Genomic DNA, 20,438 nt, shown 5'->3' with positions numbered 1-20,438 from the left:
GGCTTGATCCAGTCGAGGCGCTTGGCTTGCTCGCGCCAGAAGCCGTCCGGGTTGACGACTGACTGCTGGTACATGGCCTTGTAGGTCGCCTCGTCAGTCAGGGTGTTGGCCAGAACCTCGGGACGAACGGGATACAGGGAAGCCGCACTCATCTTTCTTACCTCGGTGGAATAGTTGTTTTTGTATGACCCTGTTTTAGCCGGGCGGCGCCTATAGAACCATTCGACGATGGTAGTAACAAGCCCACACAAAACGTCCTGATAACCGCAAACCAAGCCTGGAACAAATGTCCCAAATATCCCCCTTACTGATCGTTCCCACGCTCTGCGTGGGAATGCAGCCCGTGACGCTCCGCGTCACTGGACGCAGAGCGTCCCTTGAGGCATTCCCACGCAGAGCATGGGAACGATCATTCAACCAGGGATTGTTACAAAATCCGTCAAAGGTGTTTATCAAAACCACGCCTATATGAATGCCACCCCCACGACTAAAATTCGCTCCGCCAACCCGGCAAACTGAGTTAACCAAGTTACAGCCCCCACGAAGGCAGTTAACCCAAACCCAAGTAGTCAGATACACACGCAACCCCAAAAAGGTTGCGTGACCCCACTCGACTTCAAAAAGGTAAACACTAGATGAAAGCTTTATTGGTTCTGGCCCTCAGCAGCCTGTGCGCAACCGCCATGGCAGGCGAGGCCCAGACTGATGTCGCGCAGCAACAACCGGCCATTGAGGATTACACTTACTCGATGCACCTGGACATCGCCAAAGTTATTTCAATGAGCGAAGTCCCCAATGTATGTGAAGTTGTTCCGATGAAAATGGAATATGACGACTCCAAAGGCCAGCGCCATATTCTGCGTTACAGCGTCATGGGTAACGGCTGCTCCAGCGGCTGATCTGACTGCGCCGAATCCGCCCTCTTCAGCGCTTTGCTGAGGGTCGATTCCAGCCCGGCTCTCGCCGGGCTCAGTTGTGTCTCAACTGGTCAAAAATCGCCCACAAACACAAGATGTAGTAAAAAAGACGCTTTTCTGCTTACTTTTTGAGCAAAACCGATTCCCCGCCATTTCCGCGAAAAAAAATCTTCACCCGCCAAAGCCCTGTAAACCCTCGCTCCGACCGAAAAACCTGCCCAATCGAGCGCTCCATGCGCGGATTCGCCCCACCACGACCGTAAAAATTTCCCTATAATGCGGCCTTAAACGGGCCTGCAATATCCCCTTACAGGGATGAATAGCCAGTCTGAAGCCCCGCAACGGCATTCGATGCCGATTGCGCCCATCAGTGGCTCTCGGAACCCCGTACAAAATTTATGTTTATTGCCTGCGTGTACCGCTGCAAAAAACGCTATCCAACGCGGCCAGCACCGCCGTGTGAAAAACCAACCCATCATTTTCACACGGGCACCACTGGCCCTCACGCAGGAGACGACACGTCATGCTGAGCTGGGACGAATTCGACAAAGAAGACACGGAAGTAGCAGTCAAGAGCGCCAACGCTGGCCACGCCACCGAAGCCAACATGGACCGTCTCGACAGCGCCGGCGGTGCCGCCGCCCTGGAAGCCCGCGCCGTGACCGCCGCTGACTCTGCCGCCGTTGCCCGCGCCAAAGCCGCCCTTGACTCGCTCGACGTCGCCGAAGGCCTCGCCGAACTCGAAGGCGCCTCCGCCCGTGTCGCTGTCGATGAAAAGCGCATGATCAACTGCCGTGCCGACCTCAACCAGCTCGTACCCTTCAAGTACGACTGGGCGTGGCAGAAGTACCTGGACGGCTGCGCAAACCACTGGATGCCGCAAGAAGTCAACATGACCGCCGACATCGCCCTCTGGAAAAACCCGGAAGGCCTGACCGACGACGAGCGCCGCATCGTAATGCGCAACCTCGGCTTCTTCTCCACCGCCGACTCCCTGGTGGCCAACAACCTGGTCCTGGCCGTGTACCGCCTGATCACCAACCCGGAATGCCGCCAGTACATCCTGCGCCAGGCATTCGAAGAGGCGATCCACACCCACGCCTACCAGTACTGCATCGAATCGCTGGCCATGGATGAAGGCGAGATCTTCAACATGTACCACGAGATCCCGTCGGTCGCGAAAAAAGCCACCTGGGGCCTGAAATACACCCGCTCGATCTCCGATCCGAAGTTCGAAACCGGCACCGTCGAAACCGACAAAGAATTGCTGCGCAACCTGATCGCCTACTACTGCGTCCTGGAAGGCATCTTCTTCTACTGCGGCTTCACCCAGATCCTCTCCATGGGCCGGCGCAACAAAATGACCGGCGTCGCCGAGCAGTTCCAGTACATCCTGCGCGACGAATCCATGCACCTGAACTTCGGCATCGACGTGATCAACCAGATCAAAATCGAAAACCCGCATTTGTGGGATGCTGAAATGAAGGAAGAAGCCAGCCAGATGATCCTGCAGGGCACCCAACTGGAAATCGAATACGCACGCGACACCATGCCGCGCGGCGTATTGGGCATGAACGCGGCGATGATGGAAGACTATCTGAAGTTCATCGCTAACCGTCGCCTGTCGCAGATTGGTTTGAAGGAAGAGTATCCAGGGACTACGAACCCGTTCCCTTGGATGAGCGAGATCATGGACTTGAAGAAAGAGAAGAATTTCTTTGAGACTCGGGTTATTGAGTATCAGACTGGTGGTGCGCTTAGCTGGGATTGATTCCTTGGCAAGCCACGATTTGGCGACTTGAATCGACAAATCGAACATCTAAAAGCCCCGATCTGATCGGGGCTTTTTATTGACAGTAGGAAAGCCCTTGCCCGCATCCTCAGCCGTCGTAAAAACTCCTACAACATTTCCAGTCGCATCCGTATTGATGACCATTCAAAGCGACTCTAATCTCTGCTGCAGGTGCCTAAGAAACGCCCAACGTAGAAGCTAACCTCACCACACAGAACGCATGCTGCTACCAGCATGTAAGCGCATTCCTGTGTATAAGAGAGAACAGCTTTGTTGGGATTCCCAGGTCCTCTACGTTGGGTTCCGGCCCTCTTCAACTTCAAACGTAGAGGTAATGGAAATGCCTGCACAAACTCCACACCGATCGGTAATGACCGATCCTCTCAGTTCGACAGTCTTCCACCGCCATAACCTCCCACTACACGCCCTCCTCCTTGAAAACCAACCATGGTTCTGTGCCCGCGATGTCGGTCGTTTGATGGGGTTCCACTTGAGTGAGCGCATGCTCAACAAACTGGACAAGGACCAGCACTGCACGTTATGGATTGAGTATTACCGACAAACGCAAAAACAACTGATGCTCAGTGAGTCCGGTGTGTATGCGCTGTTGGTGTATCACTACGCACCCGGAAATCGGCTGTTGCGCGAATGGCTAACCCATCAGGTCGTACCGGCCTTACGAGATGCGGATAAGCCAAAGAACTCAGATCGACCGATGTTGAGTTTGTTGGACTGGCCGGAAATGTCGTTGAGTCTGTTGCATTGGCAGGATGAAGGATGGATTCGGCTGCGGGACATGCCTTATTTGCTGCACGACCACACACATCGGCGAATGCCCGTCGCCAAGCCTTGGTGGCGGAGAGTCGCGCAGATATTTCAGTCGTCGAAGCATTCGATGGGTTAGATGACGTGCTTGTAGGATCTTTTGCAAGATCTGTCGCTATTTCTTGTAGGAAATTTCGTAGACAGCCGTAGTGGCCACTCAGTATCGTCCGAGGGTTTTCCACCCTCGGCGATTGTATGGACACTTCAAAGGAAAAAAGTGGCTGGAGCGATCAGGAGCTTGAAGCTTCGGTCGATGCTTATCTGAAAATGCTGGGTCTGGAGCAAAGCGGGCAGACGTTCAAGAAGTCAGTTGAGAACCAGCTTTTGCGTGAAGGCCCGTTAAGCAAACGTAGTGCCTCTTCGGTTGAGTACCGCATGCAAAATATCTCTGCGGTGCTGGAGCAATTGGATCTGCCGCGGATTGTTGGCTACAGGCCCGCCAAGAACATTGGCGCAGGGATCGGTGAGCGGATTCGCAAGGTATTGGCCAACAAAGTGGTGCCAGGTGTGGGCGAATTCGCTCCAACCGCCAACCATGAGACATTGCTACGCCGAACATCCAAGCTGCAAAAACAGGGTCTGAAGGTTGAGCCCACTGGTAACCCGAGCCCTCAACAAACTAGCACCGTCACCACATCCTACGTCCGCGACCCAAAAGTTAGAGCCTGGGTGGCTGACTTAGCCAAGGGGATTTGTGAAGGCTGCGGCCAGAAAGCACCATTTGAAGCCGATGGCTTGCCGTTTCTAGAGGTTCATCACGTTAAACATTTGGCGCAAAAAGGTTCGGATTGCATTTCTAACGCTGTCGCGCTGTGCCCAAACTGTCATCGGCGTTGTCATCTTTCGAGCGACAAGGTTGAGTTCACCTTGTCACTTTATACGAAGGTGAATCGGCTCAAGCGGGAGTAATTGGCGTCTGTTGCCCGACCTCATTGCTTATGATGAGGTCGATGCCGCCCCCTCACAACCGTGCCGCAACCACCCGCACCCCATACTGCGGAATAATCCCGTCCGCTGTAACCAACTCCAACCCTTCCGCCTGAGCCTGGGCAATCAACATCCGATCAAAGGGATCGCGGTGAATCTCTGGTAACTTGCCCGCCTGCTGTCCATGAAACAGCGAAATCGGCAGTTTGGTAAAACCCTCGTCCTCAACCAACGCCTCAAGATCCTCTGGAGCTTCCAGCATCCCTTTTGCCTGCTTGATCGATATCTCCCAGATCGAAGCGGCGCTCACCAATACCTGATTGCGCGGCTCCCCAATCATTTGTCGAACTGCTGCGCCTAAGGCAGGATCATCGGACAACCACCAAAGAAACACATGGGTATCCAACAACAAACGCCTCATAAACTGCCCTCAAATCCAGCAATGATGTCTTCAGGCGTCTTGTCGAAATCCGCGGATATCCGAATTTTCCCTTTCAAACGCCCAGGCTTGCGCGCGCGTGGTGTTTCGACATGAGGCAGCAGATCCAGATAAGGTTTGCCCGCCTTGGCGATTACCACTTTGTCGCCCTGCCATGCTCGCTCGGCAAGTTGGGAGAGCTGGGATTTGGCTTCGTGCATGTTTACTTGAACGAGATCAGTCATAAGGCACCTGGACAGAGTTAGCTAAGCTAGCCTAAGCCGGTGTTTTTCTGAAGGCAAGGTCGCGCGCTCTCCGTCTGTCAGGCAGACCCATTACACCGAAGACTAACTACGCACCCTCATGCGCCTTCTGCATTAATGCAATGGTCCAGCGCTTGCCGAAGCTGGTCTTCCAGCGCCCATATCTCCCGCTTCACTTCCATGCGCCGTTCACGGGCGGCTTGAATGTGAGATTCATCAAGGCCACCGTAACGACGTAACCAGTGAACGATCATTTCCTCATCCGGGTAGTAATAGTCCTTGTGGCCTTTACTACTTCTCGGGGTGTCGTTCATATCACTGTCGAAGCGGCCAGCCGCGAATTCATCCGGGGGCAACGTACCCCATTCGGCGGCGCAATCCTCGAAGACCCAGGCAATTTCATTGAGGTGTTTTTGCGCACCGCGATGCCCGCGTTTGTAAAATACGTACTCGCGGCAACTCTCCTGGAAGCGCTCCATCATCGGCTGGTCATCGATCCAGCGAAGGATGTCGTGGTGGCCCGCATGGTGGATCAGGCCGTTTATCCAACGCTCGGCAAAACGATCAACGAAACCTTCGATATCCGCTTTTTTCGCGTCCGCGAAAATCATGCAATACCGGGTTTGCACATGGATGACGAACAGCACGTGCTTGCGTTGAACGGTAATGGCGTGGACCAGCCACTGTTCGGCTGACTCATCAGGCGCATCGTCCTCAATAATGGGCGATGGTGGTTTGTCCACCGGGGTGATTTTCTTGCCCTTGTGGACACGACTGAAAAAGTTGCTGGCAGCTTCGGTGCAATTGAAGATCAACATCCTGGTTCTCTGGTAGAAGGCTGGCGATAGCGGTTGTCAGTCCTGCCGAACGATCTCATCAGCCCATTCAATTTTATAGGGCTGGCGAACAACGTCAGCAATCTCTTCCCGCGCCGCTTCGCTGAGGACCGACAGCTCTGCATCGGTCAGCAAGTCGTGCCTGACCATCATTCTCAAAGCCATAAGTGCGCCGGAGCGACTGTAAGGATCGAAAGTCCGAACTATGTCTTTATCCCCGTCGCGCATCAGCCGGTAAAGCATCCCATATCTGGCTTGGGCTGAAAGCGCAGCATGTTGAGTGATGGTATCGGCGTCGGCCAACACACCCTGGCAGAAACGATCGAGTCCATGCTTGTGCAATTCCTTGAACTTTTTCCAGTCGCTTTCGATGATGGACATGAGCATTACCCCGGCGAAGGATCATTGACGGATTAAAACTCATTCTTGCCGAAAAATCCTGTCGCATTCAGGTCATTGAGTCGGAGGGGCTTGTGTTCTTCCGGGGGTTTGCGCCGAGGCGTGGGATGAGTGTGAAAGGGTCGACGCCGCATCCAGAGAGATGGGCGGATTTTGAGATGATTGAGTGAGCCGATGCCTTTATTGACGAGAGATCGATTGTAGAAGCGAGCTTGCTCGCGATGGTCGTGAACGATAATGCGTATTTACTAGACACCGCCCTTAACTGACCATACAACCGCCTGTTACCACTTCATAACGAGCCACCTATAACCTATATTTATCGGCAAAGAAAATAGATACCCAATATAAAAAAAGCCCTAAACACAAACTGCGCCTTATTATTCTCTCATATGCCTTTTCATTAGAATAGCGATCGAAATTAGCCGCAACGACAGCCAACAAACCAATTGCGAACATAATCAATGCCAGCGCAGGGACTGCAACCCCAAAACCGTTAAACTCCAACACCCTGGATCTCACACGCCCTCCCCCATAAGGCAATACGATATGGCTATAATAAATTGCATAACCAGCCAACAGCAAACAACACAAGGAAATAACACTGAGCAAGACCTTCACCCTGACAGGGGCCTGCTTAAGCATATTCACTCTTATCGCATCATGCAGTGATTCTCTACATGCATAGCAGAGTCCATTTTTAATTCGCGCCATTTCCACTTCGTTTGTCACGCTGCAATGCTTGCATTTTTTTGCTATCAGCTTTATTTTTCCACGCACCATCACCCCCCTGCCCTACTTAACTTGCTTTTTTATAAACCCCACATGTCGATCATTGAAAAAACCAAAACAGGACAGAACAAAGTGGACCGAAGAACAAGTCAACCCAGCTTTTCAATTGATATATTCGGCCAATAACAAAAAACAAAATTATTACAGCCAGCAATGCTATAGAGGTCAACTTCATACACTTCAGCTTTCTCTTCAGCAAGATCGGAAAACCGTTCAAGTCTTCCACACTTACTCCGCCTCGCCTTAGATAATAACCAGGAAACGTAACAATTCCGGATATCCAATACACCAAAAGAAGCTTCCCCCCACGACCCGCCATTCCTTAGAGGGGCTTGAATCATGACAGCAGAACAGTTTTTCAGATGTTCAAGCATCAAATCCATTTTTGAATACGCCAGATGCAACGCGACTCCAACACAAATAAATACACCGCCAAAACCGATCAGCCCACGACGAGAAATACTTGATCCGCAGCATTCAAACTCATTGAATTGCCTCATAGAAAACTTCATCTATACCTTCGTCAACGGCCGTACCTAGCTTACTAAAAGCGAAACTACTCCCCTAGTCACTTTTCTGCAGTGAGCTTAAATCCATCCTACCCTACAGCCAAGCGTTCTCTTGCCACTACAAATCAACACACCTAAATTTTTGAGCCAGCCACCGACCACACACAGCATAAGTTCACAGTCACATCACTTGAGCACTCCTGACTCCCACAATGAAACTAGGAACACCAAAGTGGAGAGCAACCCTATTACACTCCATTGCAAAATAATTAATTTGCGCCTAATTGGACGTGGAAAGCCCTCTATATCTTCAGCACTGGCGATACCGCGCTTTATAAAAAAGCGAGGAAAGGTAACAACACCGGCTATGCCACCTACCAACTGAAGCTTTCCAAGTGGGCCCTTATGCTTGTTCGTATGAAGCGTCATTAGCGAGGAGCTTTTTTTGAAATACGCCGACATCTCTTCGCCTTTGGTGTAGCCAAGATATAGGGTAATCCCAATCCAAATGTACAATCCGACGAGCACTACCCCGCATAGACTACCAACAACCAATTCAGCGGCGGTCATTTCGTAGACTCATAGATAACCTCCCCAATAATCTCACCACCCTTCGCACCATAAACGCTGCCAGCATAAGAACCGCCCCCAACTACGACGACACCGCACACCAACCCCCCTACCACGCCCAGTCCAACACAAAGCCCACCGACGATAGGGGCGGATAACAGCCCACCAATAGCGGCACCCCCGCCGACCCCGCCAGCAAAACTCCCCGCCTCAGTGAATTTGACTCGTTCACAAGCTTCGGCATTTCCCGCGGAACACACATCCTGCACCTTCATGGCCGACGCCCCTCCACCGACCGCAGTACCAACCCAGCCACCGTACTTGAGGTATTTTGAAGCCCTGGCCACACCCGCAAGGTGAGTGGCGTATCCCGGTATTCGCCCTACGCCGCCAGCCTCAGTCCAGCGATGAACCAATGTGGGAGGCGAGAGGAACATTGCACGATTCAAATTGGGATGGTCGGGGAAACCGATACCTTTGCGCGTCAGGCTTGTCAGGTGGATATCGAGTTGAGCGAGCAGCTTTTGGCGCTCTGCCAGAAACGTCGGTGAACTCAGGTGGCCATCGCGCAGGAATGAATGCTGATGCAGCGCTTCGATTTTTTTCAGGGTGTCGCTGACGTTATCCAGATTGTTTTTGAGAATGCTCGCGCCGACACCGATTGCGGTCGAGCCATGGCCCAGGAAGGTCTGAATGGCATCACGGTGTTGCACCATGAAATCCGCTTCTTCCGGGCTGAGCGTTTCAAGTATTTGGTTAGTCCTGGCCGCCACGTCCATGAGCAGGGCTTCTTCACGGGTGCACTGGTAATTGTTCGGGTCGCTCAACACAATCATCGAGCCGGCCTTGATGTCGCGCAGGTTCGGGTTCAGTAGCTTGAATTTGCCCATCACCGCCGGATCACGCAGGGTGAACAAGGAGGCTTCGAGTTGTTCGCGGGTGGTGCTTTTGGGCACGATGTAGAAGCCCGGTTCCTGGGCTGTTGCACTGCCCAGGGGCACTGGCTTGGAAGTGCTCGATGCAGACGCGAAACCGGCCGATCGTGGCGCTGCCGGATTGCGGGCGAGAGGAGTGCCTTGTTGGGGCGCGGCCCTTGTGGTCTGGGGCGCAGCGCTGCTGCGCGACTCATAAGTGGCGGTAAACACCGACGGAATCAACCTGGCTCTGCACGGGCAGGTGGTGTAACTGTCCAGCGAGCCCGCCACGATCCTGCCATGACTGTTGATGTAGGAGACGCCTCCCACAATCGTGTAGGTTTCGTCGTTTTTCCCGCAGGAAACGCGGTCGCCTTCACGGGCATGGGCGATGCCAAACATCATGACGCGTGTGTCGGCTTCCAAAACCTTTCCGCCGCAAGTGGTCTCGTCACCCAGGCGAATGAAATGTCCTTTGGCCATTGCGGATTTCCCTCTCTACGGGCACCCCAGTCATGGAAAGCGCACCACTGTTAACGATCGATAAGCCGACTCGGGATGAGTGACTTAACGCAAAGTACGTGGACAGAGAGGAAACTCAAGATGGTCTAGAAAATCAGGAAAGATCCCACAAGCCGTGCAGAAAAGGCCGACAAAAATGGAGATAGGCGAAAATGATCTGCTCAACCAACTCACTCAGTCCGCACGACTCAACGAAGTCCACAACAACTGCGCCGCATACCCCCGATACGGCCGCCACCCCTCAGCCCGCGCCAACAACTCCCGAGCCGTCACCGCCCCACCCTCCAATGCCGCCAACGCATTGATCAGCCCCACATCCCCATTCGGCAACCCATCCATTTCCCGCAACTGCCGCAGGGCAATGTACTGCGCCGTCCAGTCACCAACCCCATACAACCCCAGCAACCGCTTCACCCCACCCTCCCGACCAGGCTCAAACAATAGAGGATCATCAAGCAACGCCTGAGCCACGCCCGACAGCGTACGGCCTCGGCTCTTAGGCATCCCCAACGTCGAAAGGTCCGCCGCCGCCAACACCGCCGCATCAGGAAACACATGGGTCAAACCACCGCGTGGCGAGGTCAATGGCGCGCCATATTGCGTCACCAGTTTGCCGGCCAGTTTGATAGCTGCGCCCACGGTGATCTGCTGCCCTAACACCGCACGGATCGCCAGTTCCAAACCGTCCCACGTCCCCGGTACGCGCAGCCCCGGACGCTCTGCGATCAGGCGTGCCAGCAGTGGATCGACCGACAGGTGCCGTTGCATGGTGATCAGGTCGGCATCCAGATCAAACATCCGCCGCAGCCTGGCGATGATCTCAGGCACTGCGCTGGTATCGGGAAAGTCCAGGGTCAGTTCCAGTGAGTCCGCCGTCGCAGGCTGGATCGACAGGGTGCCGTGAACGCCATTCAAGCCGATGCTGCGCGAGTAAACGCCGTCGACCACCTGTTCCATTCCGGTAATCGCCCGTGCCGACAGAAACCCCAGTATCGCCGGCCAGTCATAGGGTGGCTGGAACGCCAGCAGCAGCCTCACAGGCTGAGCACCCCGCTGTACAGCGCATACGCCGCCAACCCGGCACCGCTGATGACGCAGGTAAAGATGCCCTTTTCGATGGCGGTGAACACCGGCTTGCCCTGTTCATGCCTGGCCTTGGCGAACAGGATCACGCCCGGGGCATAGAGCAATGCCGAGAGCAGCAGGTACTTCAAGCCGCCGGCATACAGCAGCCACACCGCGTAGCTCAGGGCGACGCCGCCGATCAGCAGGTCCTTGGTGCGTTCGGCGGACGCGTGCTCATAGGTTTCACCGCGCCCGCTCAACAGCACCGCATAGGCCGCCGACCACAGGTAGGGCACCAGGATCATCGATGACGCAAGGTAGATCAGGCTGGTGTAGGTGCCGGCGGAAAACAGCGTGATCAGCAAGAACAGCTGGATCATCACGTTGGTCATCCACAGCGCATTGACCGGCACATGGTTGGCGTTTTCCTTGGTCAGGAACGCCGGCATGGTCTTGTCCCTGGCCGTGGCAAAGAGGATTTCGGCGCACAGCAGCGCCCAGGACAGCAAAGCACCCAGTAGTGAAATCCCCAGGCCGACGCTGATCAGCAACGCGCCCCAGGGGCCGACGATGTGCTCGAGCACCGATGCCAGCGACGGGTTCTGCAAGGTGGCCAGTTCCGGCTGGCTCAGGATGCCCAGCGACAGCACGTTGACCAGCACCAGCAGCGCCAGCACCCCGAGAAATCCGATGACCGTGGCCCGGCCCACGTCCGCACGTTTCTCGGCCCGTGCCGAGTAGACGCTGGCGCCCTCGATGCCGATGAACACGAACACCGTGACCAGCATCATGTTGCGCACCTGGTCCATCACGCTGCCGAAATTCGGGTTGCTGCGCCCCCAGATGTCCCGGGTGAAGACGTCCGCTTTAAAAGCCACGGCGGCGATCACGATGAACATGATCAGCGGCACAATCTTGGCTATCGTCGTCAGCAGGTTGATGAACGCGGCCTCCTTGATCCCGCGCAGCACCACGAAGTGCACTGTCCACAGCAACACCGACGCACAGGCGATGGCGATCGGTGTGTTGCCTTCGCCGAACACCGGAAAGAAAAATCCCAGGGTGCTGAACAGCAACACGAAGTAACCGACGTTGCCCAGCCAGGCGCTGATCCAGTAGCCCCAGGCCGAAGAGAACCCCATGTAATCGCCGAAACCGGCCTTGGCGTAGGCGTACACCCCCGAGTCCAGTTCCGGTTTGCGATTGGCCAGGGTCTGGAACACGAAGGCCAGAGCCAGCATGCCGACGGCGGTGATCGCCCATCCAATCAGGATCGCCCCCGCATCGGCCTTGGCCGCCATGTTCTGCGGCAGGGAAAAGATACCGCCACCAATCATCGAACCGACGACCAGCGCGATCAGTGCGCTCAGGCGAAGCTTCTGCGTCGATTGCGCCATGGCTGCGTCTCCGGGGCGGCAGTCGCCGCGAGATCGTCACAAAAACTGCGTTAACTAAATGGATGAAGCGTAATGACGTTTATTGGATAACGCCAACAAACATCCCTTTAACTGCGGAATATGACCGAATAGGCGTCGATATAATTTTTCGCTTTATACATGCTTTCTGATAAGCAAATTCAGTTCTGAAAATCCATGACCAAAATTTGCGGATTGAAAAAAAACAACTAGCTTCATAAGTCGCAAGGAATGCGAAAAAGTTTCAATAAAAATTCAACGAGGCTTCTGGGACGAGCATTACAGGCAGTAGCTTTGTGCGTGTCAATCTTTCAGCGATCAACAACGGAATGTACACCTGCACTGATCTAAGTCAGCTGACTGAACGGCTGGCCGACTTAGTCTGTTGTCTCACTTCTCCTGCAATGGAGTCATGCAATGTCTGAAACTCCCGGAAAACTGAAACTCGGCGCGCTGATTGCCCTGGTCGTCGGTTCGATGATTGGTGGCGGTATCTTTTCCCTGCCGCAGAACATGGCCGCCAGCGCGGACGTCGGCGCCATTCTGATTGGCTGGGCAATCACTGCCGTGGGCATGCTCACCCTGGCCTTTGTCTTCCAGACCCTGGCCAACCGCAAGCCCGACCTGGACGGCGGGGTCTACGCCTACGCCAAGGCCGGTTTCGGCGACTACATGGGTTTCTCTTCAGCCTGGGGTTACTGGATCAGTGCCTGGCTGGGCAACGTCGGTTACTTCGTGCTGCTGTTCAGCACCCTGGGCTACTTCTTCCCGGTGTTTGGCGAGGGCAATACCGTTGCCGCCGTGATCGGCGCGTCCGTGTTGCTGTGGGCCGTGCATTTGCTGGTGTTGCGGGGGATCAAGGAGGCGGCGTTCATCAACCTGGTGACCACGGTCGCCAAGATCGTACCGCTGATCCTGTTTGTGCTGATCGCGATTTTCGCCTTCAAGCTGGACATCTTCACCGCCGACATCTGGGGCCTGAAGAATCCGGACCTGGGCAGCGTGATGAACCAGGTGCGCAACATGATGCTGGTCACCGTGTGGGTGTTCATCGGCATCGAAGGCGCGAGCATTTTCTCGGCGCGTGCGGAAAAACGCAGCGATGTGGGTAAGGCCACGGTGATCGGCTTCATCAGCGTGCTGCTGATCCTGGTGCTGGTGAACGTGCTGTCGCTGGGCATCCTGACCCAGCCGGAACTGGCCAAGCTGCAGAACCCTTCGATGGCGGCGGTGCTGGAACACGTGGTGGGCAAATGGGGGGCGGTGCTGATCAGCGTCGGCCTGATCATCTCGTTGCTCGGTGCGCTGTTGTCCTGGGTGCTGCTGTGCGCGGAGATCATGTTCGCCGCCGCCAGGGACCACACCATGCCGGCGTTCCTGCGCAAGGAAAACGCCAACCAGGTACCGGTCAACGCCCTGTGGCTGACCAATGCCATGGTCCAGATATTCCTGGTCATCACGCTGTTTTCGGCCAGCACTTACCTGTCGCTGATTTACCTCGCCACTTCGATGATCCTGGTGCCCTACCTGTGGTCGGCGGCGTACGCCTTGTTGTTGGCCGTGCGTGGCGAAACCTATGAAGGCGCGGCGGGCGAACGGCAGAAGGATCTGATCATCGGCGCCGTTGCCCTGATCTACGCGGTCTGGCTGCTGTACGCCGGTGGCATGAAATACCTGCTGCTCTCGGCCCTGCTCTATGCCCCCGGCGTGATCCTGTTCGCCAAGGCCAAGCTGGAACTCAAGAAACCGGTTTTCACCAACGTCGAGAAGCTGATTTTCGCCTTGGTGGTCGTCGGCGCCCTGGTGGCGGCCTACGGCCTCTACGACGGCTTCCTGACCCTGTAACACGACTGTTTTGTCATCTGGAGGTTCACTGAAATGACCACGGAAAAAGTTAAGTACGGCGTCCATTCCGAAGCCGGTAAACTGCGCAAAGTCATGGTTTGCTCCCCCGGCCTTGCCCATCAGCGGCTGACCCCGAACAACTGCGACGAACTGCTGTTCGATGATGTGCTGTGGGTAGCCCAGGCCAAGCGTGACCATTTCGATTTCGTCACCAAAATGCGCGAACGCGGTGTTGACGTGCTGGAAATGCACAACTTGCTGACCGACATTGTCGCCATCCCCGAAGCCCTGGACTGGATTCTGGAACGCAAGGTCACCGCCGATTCGGTGGGCCTGGGCTTGATCAATGAAACGAGTTCGTGGCTGCGCAGCCTGGAGCCGCGACATATCGCCGAGTTCTTGATTGGCGGTGTCTCTGCCGATGACCTGCCGGACAGTTTCGGCGGCAAGACCATCCAGATGTTCCGTGAATTCCTCGGCCACTCCAGCTTCATCCTGCCGCCACTGCCCAACACTCAATTCACCCGCGACACCACCTGCTGGATCTACGGTGGCGTCACGCTCAACCCGATGTACTGGCCGGCGCGTCGCCAGGAAACCCTGCTGACCACCGCCATCTACAAGTTCCATCCGCAATTCACCAACGCCGAATTCGAAATCTGGTACGGCGACCCGGACAAGGACCACGGCAGCTCCACCCTGGAAGGCGGCGACGTGATGCCGATCGGCAACGGCGTGGTGTTGATCGGCATGGGCGAACGTTCTTCGCGCCAGGCCATCGGCCAACTGGCGGTCAACCTGTTCAAGAACAAAGCCGTGGAGAAAGTCATCGTCGCCGGCCTGCCGAAATCCCGCGCCGCCATGCACCTGGACACCGTGTTCAGTTTCTGCGACCGCGATGTGGTGACCATCTTCCCGGAAGTGGTGAAGCAGATCGTCGCCTTCACCTTGCGCCCCGATGAAAGCAAACCGGGTGGTATCGATATCCGCCGCGAAGAAACCAACTTCCTCGACACCGTGGCCCAGGCCCTCAACCTCAAGGCCCTGCGCATCGTCGAAACCGGTGGCAATAGCTTCGCTGCTGAGCGCGAGCAATGGGACGACGGCAACAACGTGGTCGCCGTGGAGCCCGGCGTGGTCATCGGCTACGACCGCAACACCTACACCAACACCCTGCTGCGCAAGGCCGGTGTGGAAGTCATCACCATCAGCGCCGGCGAACTCGGACGCGGTCGCGGCGGCGGCCACTGCATGACCTGCCCGATCATCCGCGACCCGATCGACTACTAACTATCAGCCTTGGCCCGCACTGACCCAGCGCGGGCCAACGGGATAACCGACACCTTAGGAGATCCAAAATGGCGTTCAATATCCATAACCGCAATCTGCTGAGCCTGGAACACCACACCCCTCGCGAATTGCGCTACCTGCTCGACCTGTCCCGCGATCTCAAACGCGCCAAGTACACCGGCACCGAACAGCAACACCTCAAGGGCAACAACATCGCGCTGATCTTCGAAAAAACCTCGACCCGCACCCGTTGTGCGTTCGAAGTCGCCGCCTATGACCAGGGTGCCAACGTCACCTACATCGACCCGAATTCCTCGCAGATCGGCCACAAGGAAAGCATGAAGGACACCGCCCGCGTGCTCGGGCGCATGTACGACGCCATCGAGTACCGTGGCTTCAAACAGGAAATCGTCGAGGAGCTGGCCAAGTTTGCCGGCGTGCCGGTGTTCAACGGCCTGACCGATGAATATCACCCGACGCAAATGATCGCCGACGTGTTGACCATGCGTGAACACGCCGACAAACCGATCCACGAGATCAGCTACGCCTATCTTGGGGATGCGCGTAACAACATGGGTAATTCGCTGCTGCTGATCGGCGCCAAACTGGGCATGGACGTGCGCATCTGCGCGCCGAAAGCCCTGTGGCCGGCGGACGACCTGGTGGCCCGCTGCAAGAAATACGGTGAAGAAAGCGGTGCGCGCATCACCCTCACCGAAGACCCGAAAGCCGCGGTCAAGGGCGTGGACTTCATCCACACAGACGTCTGGGTGTCCATGGGCGAGCCGGTCGAAGCCTGGGCCGAGCGCATCCAGCAATTGCTGCCGTATCAGGTCAATGCCGAACTGATGAAAGCCACCGGCAACCCGCGCACCAAGTTCATGCACTGCCTGCCGGCCTTCCACAACAGCGATACCAAGGTCGGCAAGCAGATTGCCGAGCAGTACCCGCACTTGAAGAACGGCATCGAAGTGACCGATGACGTGTTCGAATCGCCGGCCTGCATCGCCTTCGAGCAGGCGGAAAATCGCATGCACACGATCAAGGCGATTCTGGTGTCGACCTTGGCGGATCTCTAAAGAACGACCCGGCTCCTTGTGGGAGCTGGCTTGCCAGCTTCCACAGGACCGCTTACTTCTCTTCTAGAAGGACATGCACCATGCGTATCGTCGTTGCTCTGGGCGGTAACGCCCTGCTCCGCCGGGGTGAACCCATGACCGCGGACAACCAGCGCGCCAATATCCGGATCGCCACCGAGCAGATCGCCAAGATTCATCCCGGCAACCAACTGGTCATCGCCCACGGCAATGGTCCGCAAGTCGGCCTGCTGTCGTTGCAGGCGGCCGCCTACACCTCGGTGTCGCCATACCCGCTGGACGTACTAGGCGCCGAAACCGAAGGCATGATCGGCTACATCATCGAACAGGAACTGGGCAACTTGCTGGATTTCGAGGTGCCCTTTGCCACCCTGCTGACCCAGGTCGAAGTCGACGCCAACGACCCGGCCTTCAAGCACCCCAGCAAACCCATCGGTCCGGTATACGCCAAGGCCGAGGCAGAAAAACTCGCTGCCGAAAAAGGCTGGGCCATTGCGCCCGACGGCGACAAATACCGCCGCGTGGTCGCCAGCCCCAAACCCAAGCGCATCTTCGAAATCCGCCCGATCAAATGGCTGCTGGAAAAAGGCAGCATCGTGATCTGCGCCGGCGGTGGCGGCATCCCGACCATGTACACCGCCCCTGGCAAACTGGAAGGCGTGGAAGCCGTGATCGACAAAGACCTGTGCTCGGCGTTGCTGGCCGAACAGCTGGAAGCCGATCTGCTGGTGATCGCCACCGACGTCAACGCCGCCTTCATCGACTTCGGCAAACCCACGCAGAAAGCCATTGTCCAGGCGCACCCCGACGAAATGGAAAAACTCGGCTTCGCTGCCGGCTCCATGGGACCGAAGGTGCAGGCAGCCTGCGAATTCGCACGCCATACTGGAAAGGTCGCGGTGATCGGCTCACTGGCGGACATCGAAGCGATCGTCCAGGGCAAGGCCGGCACGCGCATCAGCACGGCGACACCTGGCATTACTTACCTGTAAGGAGAGACGCCCATGGCACAGTTCGATCCAGGCCACTTGCACATTGAGCGTCATGCGCTGACACCGGACGATGTCAGCTACAACGTGCACCTCGACTATGAAGTCAGCACCAATGACAAAGGTGAAAAAGGCATCCTGTTCACCATGCATGGCAGCATTCAGGGCAAGGACATGTCAGAGCCCTTCTTCCTGCCCAAGGAAGAGGCCTACAACTTCGCCAGGGATGTGACGAGAATTGCCGAGAAGTACGGAATTCCGAAGACACACAGTCAGATCGGCTCGATCCACAAGCATTACGACTTGATGTTTGAAGATATCCGGGAGAAGTTGAATATGAAATCCGGCGACCCGGTAAATCTCGAGCACTTCGAGTAACTCAGGTACCTTTGCTGATCGTTCCCACGCTCCGGCGTGGGAATGCATCCCCTGACGCTCCGCGTCAGTGTGGACGCGGAGCGTCCATGGCAGCGTTACCACGCAGAGCGTGGGAACGATCATCATCCCGCTCTGGATTTCACCTTACCCCCTGCTCCAAGGCATACTTGCCACCCTTCGCACGCCAGAACCCAAAACCGCACCATGCGTATCCACGTCAGCTTCATCGATCGCGTCGGCATCACCCAGGAAGTCCTGGCCCTGCTCGGTGGGCGCAACCTCAATCTGGATGCGGTGGAAATGGTTCCACCCAACGTTTATATCGACGCCCCGACCCTGAGCCCGCAAGTGCTCGAAGAACTGCGCGATGCGCTGCTGAGCGTGCGTGGCGTGCAGGCGATGACCGTGGTCGACATCCTGCCCGGCCAGCGTCGGCACTTGCAACTCGATGCGCTGCTCGCGGCGATGACCGACCCGGTGCTGGCGCTGGACAGCGCCGGCAAGGTGTTGCTGGCCAACCCGGCGTTGATTGCCTTGTACGGTCGCGAGCCGGCCGGTGAAAGTGTCGCCGACCTGTTTGCCGACCCGGCACTGCTCGATGCGTTGCTCGAACACGGCTTTCGCCTGCCGCTGCGGGAAATCACCGTCAACGGCCAGACGCTGTTGCTGGACGCCACCCCGATCACCGACGCCGGCGCCCTGCTCACCCTCTATCAACCCAATCGCATCGGCGAGCGTCTGTCGGCATTGCACCATGATCACGCTGAAGGCTTCGATGCATTGCTGGGCGAGTCGCCGGTCATTCGCACGCTCAAGGTTCGTGCGCAACGGGTGGCGGCCCTGGATGCACCGTTGTTGATCCAGGGCGAAACCGGCACCGGCAAGGAACTGGTGGCGCGAGCCTGCCACGCCATCAGTGCCCGCCACAACTCACCGTTTCTGGCCCTCAATTGCGCGGCTTTGCCGGAGAACCTCGCCGAAAGCGAACTGTTCGGCTACGCCCCCGGTGCCTTCACCGGCGCGCAACGGGGCGGCAAGCCAGGGCTGATGGAACTGGCCAACCAGGGCACGGTGTTTCTCGACGAAATCGGCGAGATGTCACCGTACTTGCAGGCCAAGTTGCTGCGATTCCTCAACGATGGCAGCTTCCGTCGGGTCGGCGGCGATCGCGAGGTCAAGGTCAACGTGCGGATCCTCAGCGCCACCCACCGCGACCTGGAAAAGATGGTCAGCGAAGGTCTGTTCCGCGAAGACCTGTTCTACCGCCTCAACGTCCTCAATGTCGAAGTCCCGCCCCTGCGCGAACGCGGCCAGGACATCCTGCTGTTGGCCCGCTATTTCATGCAGCAGGCCTGCGCACAGATCCAGCGCCCGGTCTGCCGCCTGGCGCCGGGCACTTACCCGGCCTTGCTGGGCAACCGCTGGCCGGGCAACGTGCGGCAACTGCAAAACGTGATCTTCCGTGCAGCGGCCATTTGCGAAAGCAGCCTGGTGGACATTGGCGACCTCGATATCGCTGGCACCTCGGTGGCGCGCCAGAGCGATCAGGATGTCGACAGCCTGGAGCAAGCCATGGATGAATTCGAGAAAACCCTGCTGGAAAAGCTCTACGTCAGCTACCCCTCGACCCGCCAACTGGCAAGTCGCCTGCAAACTTCTCATACCGCCATCGCTCATCGACTTCGCAAGTACGGCATCCCCAATAAGCCGTAGCGCTGGTTCTTGATCGTTCCCACGCTCCGCATGGGAACGATCACTGGATGACTCCAAAAACGACCTCCACCTGTACTGAAAGCGCTACAGCGGAACGATATCGCTACACCCCTCTTCAAACAGCCCTGCGCAAGGCTTTGATCCACTTCAGCTTTTTTCTTCTGTTGCCTCTGTAGCGATATCGCTACAGCCTGCGAATTCAGTTGCGCCATGTATTATCGCAACCTATTGATTTATAACAATAAAATAACATTGGCCGCGTTCTTGCTTAGTAACCCTGCATAAACCAGGGCATTGCCCAAGCTTTCAATCGCGTCCACCAGACGAGTCTGGCCCCCTTAGGAGTTTCCATGAGCGAGTTGCGTTTTACTGAAGATCACGAATGGCTGCGCACCGAAGCTGACGGCAGCGTCACAGTCGGCATCACCGCTTTCGCGCAGAACGCACTGGGCGACGTGGTTTTCGTACAACTGCCAGAGCTGCAGTCCTACGACAAAGGCGCAGAAGCCGCCACCGTGGAATCGGTAAAAGCCGCCAGCGGCGTGTACATGCCACTGGACGGAGAAGTGCTGGAAGTTAACCCAGCGCTGGACGCCAGCCCTGAGCTGGTCAACGAAGACCCGCTGGGTGAAGGCTGGTTCTTCCGTTTCCAGCCCGCTGACGCTGCCGCTGTTGGCCAACTGCTGGATCAGGACGCCTACGACCGTCTGATCAAAGCCCAAGCCGAAGCCTGAGGAGCCCGCCATGACTATCAATCTCAGCACCGCCAACGAATTCATCGCCCGCCACATCGGCCCCCGCGCCGGTGACGAGCAGGCCATGCTCAACACCCTCGGCTTCGACTCCCTCGAAGCCCTGGGCGCCAGCGTCATTCCCGACAGCATCAAGGGCACCAGCGTGCTCGGCCTCGAAGACGGCCTGAGCGAAGCGGACGCCCTGGCGATGATCAAAGGCATCGCCGG

23 protein-coding genes are annotated in these 20,438 nt (G+C 56.7%); 12 read left to right on the top strand and 11 right to left on the bottom strand.

The window, feature by feature from the left end; genetic code table 11:
* Positions 1-152 (bottom strand): acetyl-coenzyme A synthetase N-terminal domain-containing protein (locus tag ACIO0C_RS30310; protein ID WP_401318061.1); only part of this gene is annotated, 152 nt, incomplete at its 3' end.
* Between the two features lie 483 nt (positions 153-635).
* On the opposite strand from ACIO0C_RS30310, the gene ACIO0C_RS30305 reads away from it, so the two are divergent.
* The 4 genes from ACIO0C_RS30305 to ACIO0C_RS30290 all read left to right on the top strand — a co-directional run bounded on the left by ACIO0C_RS30305 (position 636) and on the right by ACIO0C_RS30290 (position 4,443).
* Positions 636-899: a DUF2790 domain-containing protein gene (locus tag ACIO0C_RS30305; RefSeq protein WP_401318058.1), complete on the top strand. Its 264-nt coding sequence runs from the start codon at positions 636-638 to the stop codon at positions 897-899.
* 541 nt (positions 900-1,440) lie between these two features.
* Positions 1,441-2,688, top strand: a complete 1,248-nt coding sequence (locus tag ACIO0C_RS30300; protein ID WP_007978181.1) for a ribonucleotide-diphosphate reductase subunit beta — start codon at positions 1,441-1,443, stop codon at positions 2,686-2,688.
* Between the two features lie 391 nt (positions 2,689-3,079).
* A complete protein-coding gene (locus ACIO0C_RS30295) occupies positions 3,080-3,613 on the top strand; it encodes a Bro-N domain-containing protein (protein ID WP_401318055.1) in 534 nt (177 codons plus the stop codon).
* Between the two features lie 116 nt (positions 3,614-3,729).
* Entirely contained in the window at positions 3,730-4,443 is a 714-nt protein-coding gene (locus ACIO0C_RS30290; RefSeq protein ID WP_401318053.1) for an HNH endonuclease, read from the top strand.
* Between the two features lie 52 nt (positions 4,444-4,495).
* Here the strand turns inward: ACIO0C_RS30290 and ACIO0C_RS30285 are convergent, their stop codons facing one another.
* The 10 genes from ACIO0C_RS30285 to arcD (ACIO0C_RS30240) form a co-directional block, all read right to left on the bottom strand.
* Positions 4,496-4,882, bottom strand: coding sequence for a type II toxin-antitoxin system VapC family toxin (locus ACIO0C_RS30285; RefSeq protein WP_401318050.1), 387 nt, complete (start codon positions 4,880-4,882; stop codon positions 4,496-4,498).
* Positions 4,879-5,124 carry a type II toxin-antitoxin system Phd/YefM family antitoxin gene (locus tag ACIO0C_RS30280; RefSeq protein ID WP_401318048.1) on the bottom strand — a complete coding sequence of 82 codons (246 nt, stop codon included), beginning with the start codon at positions 5,122-5,124 and terminating at the stop codon, positions 4,879-4,881. The genes ACIO0C_RS30285 and ACIO0C_RS30280 overlap by 4 nt, the downstream gene beginning before the upstream one ends.
* A 116-nt stretch (positions 5,125-5,240) precedes the next feature.
* Entirely contained in the window at positions 5,241-5,960 is a 720-nt protein-coding gene (locus tag ACIO0C_RS30275; protein ID WP_401318046.1) for a DUF6933 domain-containing protein, read from the bottom strand.
* 36 nt (positions 5,961-5,996) lie between these two features.
* Positions 5,997-6,359 (bottom strand): hypothetical protein, encoded by a 363-nt coding sequence (locus ACIO0C_RS30270; protein ID WP_401318044.1) that lies wholly within the window; start codon positions 6,357-6,359, stop codon positions 5,997-5,999.
* Positions 6,360-6,683: 324 nt separating this feature from the next.
* Positions 6,684-7,109, bottom strand: coding sequence for a hypothetical protein (locus ACIO0C_RS30265; RefSeq protein ID WP_401318041.1), 426 nt, complete (start codon positions 7,107-7,109; stop codon positions 6,684-6,686).
* 149 nt (positions 7,110-7,258) lie between these two features.
* The gene (locus ACIO0C_RS30260) at positions 7,259-7,681 is read right to left on the bottom strand and encodes a hypothetical protein (RefSeq protein ID WP_401318039.1); all 423 of its coding nucleotides are present in this window, start codon (positions 7,679-7,681) and stop codon (positions 7,259-7,261) included.
* A 183-nt stretch (positions 7,682-7,864) separates the two neighbouring features.
* Positions 7,865-8,248 carry a hypothetical protein gene (locus ACIO0C_RS30255; protein ID WP_401318036.1) on the bottom strand — a complete coding sequence of 128 codons (384 nt, stop codon included), beginning with the start codon at positions 8,246-8,248 and terminating at the stop codon, positions 7,865-7,867.
* Positions 8,245-9,645, bottom strand: coding sequence for a PAAR domain-containing protein (locus tag ACIO0C_RS30250; protein WP_401318034.1), 1,401 nt, complete (start codon positions 9,643-9,645; stop codon positions 8,245-8,247). Before ACIO0C_RS30250 ends, ACIO0C_RS30255 begins: the two co-directional genes overlap by 4 nt.
* A 213-nt stretch (positions 9,646-9,858) precedes the next feature.
* Positions 9,859-10,722: a DNA-3-methyladenine glycosylase family protein gene (locus tag ACIO0C_RS30245; RefSeq protein ID WP_401318031.1), complete on the bottom strand. Its 864-nt coding sequence runs from the start codon at positions 10,720-10,722 to the stop codon at positions 9,859-9,861.
* Positions 10,719-12,146 carry an arginine-ornithine antiporter gene (gene arcD, locus ACIO0C_RS30240; protein ID WP_401318028.1) on the bottom strand — a complete coding sequence of 476 codons (1,428 nt, stop codon included), beginning with the start codon at positions 12,144-12,146 and terminating at the stop codon, positions 10,719-10,721. Before arcD (ACIO0C_RS30240) ends, ACIO0C_RS30245 begins: the two co-directional genes overlap by 4 nt.
* Positions 12,147-12,581: 435 nt before the next feature.
* Here arcD (ACIO0C_RS30240) and arcD (ACIO0C_RS30235) point away from each other — a divergent pair, with 435 nt between their 5' ends.
* The 8 genes from arcD (ACIO0C_RS30235) to ACIO0C_RS30200 all read left to right on the top strand — a co-directional run.
* A complete protein-coding gene (gene arcD / locus ACIO0C_RS30235; protein ID WP_401318026.1) occupies positions 12,582-14,009 on the top strand; it encodes an arginine-ornithine antiporter in 1,428 nt (475 codons plus the stop codon).
* Positions 14,010-14,042: 33 nt separating this feature from the next.
* Positions 14,043-15,299, top strand: a complete 1,257-nt coding sequence (gene arcA / locus ACIO0C_RS30230; RefSeq protein WP_401318023.1) for an arginine deiminase — start codon at positions 14,043-14,045, stop codon at positions 15,297-15,299.
* Between the two features lie 68 nt (positions 15,300-15,367).
* Complete coding sequence (locus ACIO0C_RS30225; RefSeq protein ID WP_020800264.1) at positions 15,368-16,378, top strand: ornithine carbamoyltransferase; 1,011 nt, start codon at positions 15,368-15,370, stop codon at positions 16,376-16,378.
* An 80-nt stretch (positions 16,379-16,458) separates the two neighbouring features.
* Positions 16,459-17,388 carry a carbamate kinase gene (gene arcC / locus ACIO0C_RS30220; protein ID WP_401318021.1) on the top strand — a complete coding sequence of 310 codons (930 nt, stop codon included), beginning with the start codon at positions 16,459-16,461 and terminating at the stop codon, positions 17,386-17,388.
* 12 nt (positions 17,389-17,400) lie between these two features.
* Entirely contained in the window at positions 17,401-17,763 is a 363-nt protein-coding gene (locus ACIO0C_RS30215; RefSeq protein ID WP_401318020.1) for a DUF5064 family protein, read from the top strand.
* Between the two features lie 204 nt (positions 17,764-17,967).
* On the top strand, positions 17,968-19,476 hold the full coding sequence (locus tag ACIO0C_RS30210; RefSeq protein ID WP_401318017.1) for a sigma-54-dependent transcriptional regulator: 1,509 nt from the start codon (positions 17,968-17,970) through the stop codon (positions 19,474-19,476).
* A gap of 350 nt (positions 19,477-19,826) precedes the next feature.
* Complete coding sequence (gcvH, locus tag ACIO0C_RS30205) at positions 19,827-20,210, top strand: glycine cleavage system protein GcvH (protein WP_180204325.1); 384 nt, start codon at positions 19,827-19,829, stop codon at positions 20,208-20,210.
* Between the two features lie 10 nt (positions 20,211-20,220).
* Positions 20,221-20,438: hypothetical protein (locus tag ACIO0C_RS30200; RefSeq protein ID WP_401318015.1), on the top strand; the 218-nt coding region annotated here is incomplete at its 3' end.

This window comes from Pseudomonas sp. NPDC087336 (assembly GCF_044744285.1).
Classification (GTDB): Bacteria; Pseudomonadota; Gammaproteobacteria; order Pseudomonadales; family Pseudomonadaceae; genus Aquipseudomonas.
The sequence above is the reverse complement of the archived record's forward strand: the minus strand, read 5'-3'. Positions and strand labels throughout refer to the sequence as shown.

Coding starts and splice junctions, on each gene's coding strand:
- ACIO0C_RS30255 (WP_401318036.1), bottom strand. CDS start 8,248: ATGACCGCCGCTGAATTGGTTGTTGGTAGTCTATGCGGGGTAGTGCTC.
- arcA (WP_401318023.1), top strand. CDS start 14,043: ATGACCACGGAAAAAGTTAAGTACGGCGTCCATTCCGAAGCCGGTAAA.
- ACIO0C_RS30295 (WP_401318055.1), top strand. CDS start 3,080: ATGACCGATCCTCTCAGTTCGACAGTCTTCCACCGCCATAACCTCCCA.
- arcD (WP_401318028.1), bottom strand. CDS start 12,146: ATGGCGCAATCGACGCAGAAGCTTCGCCTGAGCGCACTGATCGCGCTG.
- ACIO0C_RS30210 (WP_401318017.1), top strand. CDS start 17,968: ATGCGTATCCACGTCAGCTTCATCGATCGCGTCGGCATCACCCAGGAA.
- arcD (WP_401318026.1), top strand. CDS start 12,582: ATGTCTGAAACTCCCGGAAAACTGAAACTCGGCGCGCTGATTGCCCTG.
- ACIO0C_RS30260 (WP_401318039.1), bottom strand. CDS start 7,681: ATGAAGTTTTCTATGAGGCAATTCAATGAGTTTGAATGCTGCGGATCA.
- ACIO0C_RS30275 (WP_401318046.1), bottom strand. CDS start 5,960: ATGTTGATCTTCAATTGCACCGAAGCTGCCAGCAACTTTTTCAGTCGT.
- ACIO0C_RS30300 (WP_007978181.1), top strand. CDS start 1,441: ATGCTGAGCTGGGACGAATTCGACAAAGAAGACACGGAAGTAGCAGTC.
- ACIO0C_RS30290 (WP_401318053.1), top strand. CDS start 3,730: ATGGACACTTCAAAGGAAAAAAGTGGCTGGAGCGATCAGGAGCTTGAA.
- ACIO0C_RS30285 (WP_401318050.1), bottom strand. CDS start 4,882: ATGAGGCGTTTGTTGTTGGATACCCATGTGTTTCTTTGGTGGTTGTCC.
- ACIO0C_RS30305 (WP_401318058.1), top strand. CDS start 636: ATGAAAGCTTTATTGGTTCTGGCCCTCAGCAGCCTGTGCGCAACCGCC.
- ACIO0C_RS30250 (WP_401318034.1), bottom strand. CDS start 9,645: ATGGCCAAAGGACATTTCATTCGCCTGGGTGACGAGACCACTTGCGGC.
- ACIO0C_RS30215 (WP_401318020.1), top strand. CDS start 17,401: ATGGCACAGTTCGATCCAGGCCACTTGCACATTGAGCGTCATGCGCTG.
- ACIO0C_RS30270 (WP_401318044.1), bottom strand. CDS start 6,359: ATGTCCATCATCGAAAGCGACTGGAAAAAGTTCAAGGAATTGCACAAG.
- arcC (WP_401318021.1), top strand. CDS start 16,459: ATGCGTATCGTCGTTGCTCTGGGCGGTAACGCCCTGCTCCGCCGGGGT.
- ACIO0C_RS30225 (WP_020800264.1), top strand. CDS start 15,368: ATGGCGTTCAATATCCATAACCGCAATCTGCTGAGCCTGGAACACCAC.
- ACIO0C_RS30280 (WP_401318048.1), bottom strand. CDS start 5,124: ATGACTGATCTCGTTCAAGTAAACATGCACGAAGCCAAATCCCAGCTC.
- gcvH (WP_180204325.1), top strand. CDS start 19,827: ATGAGCGAGTTGCGTTTTACTGAAGATCACGAATGGCTGCGCACCGAA.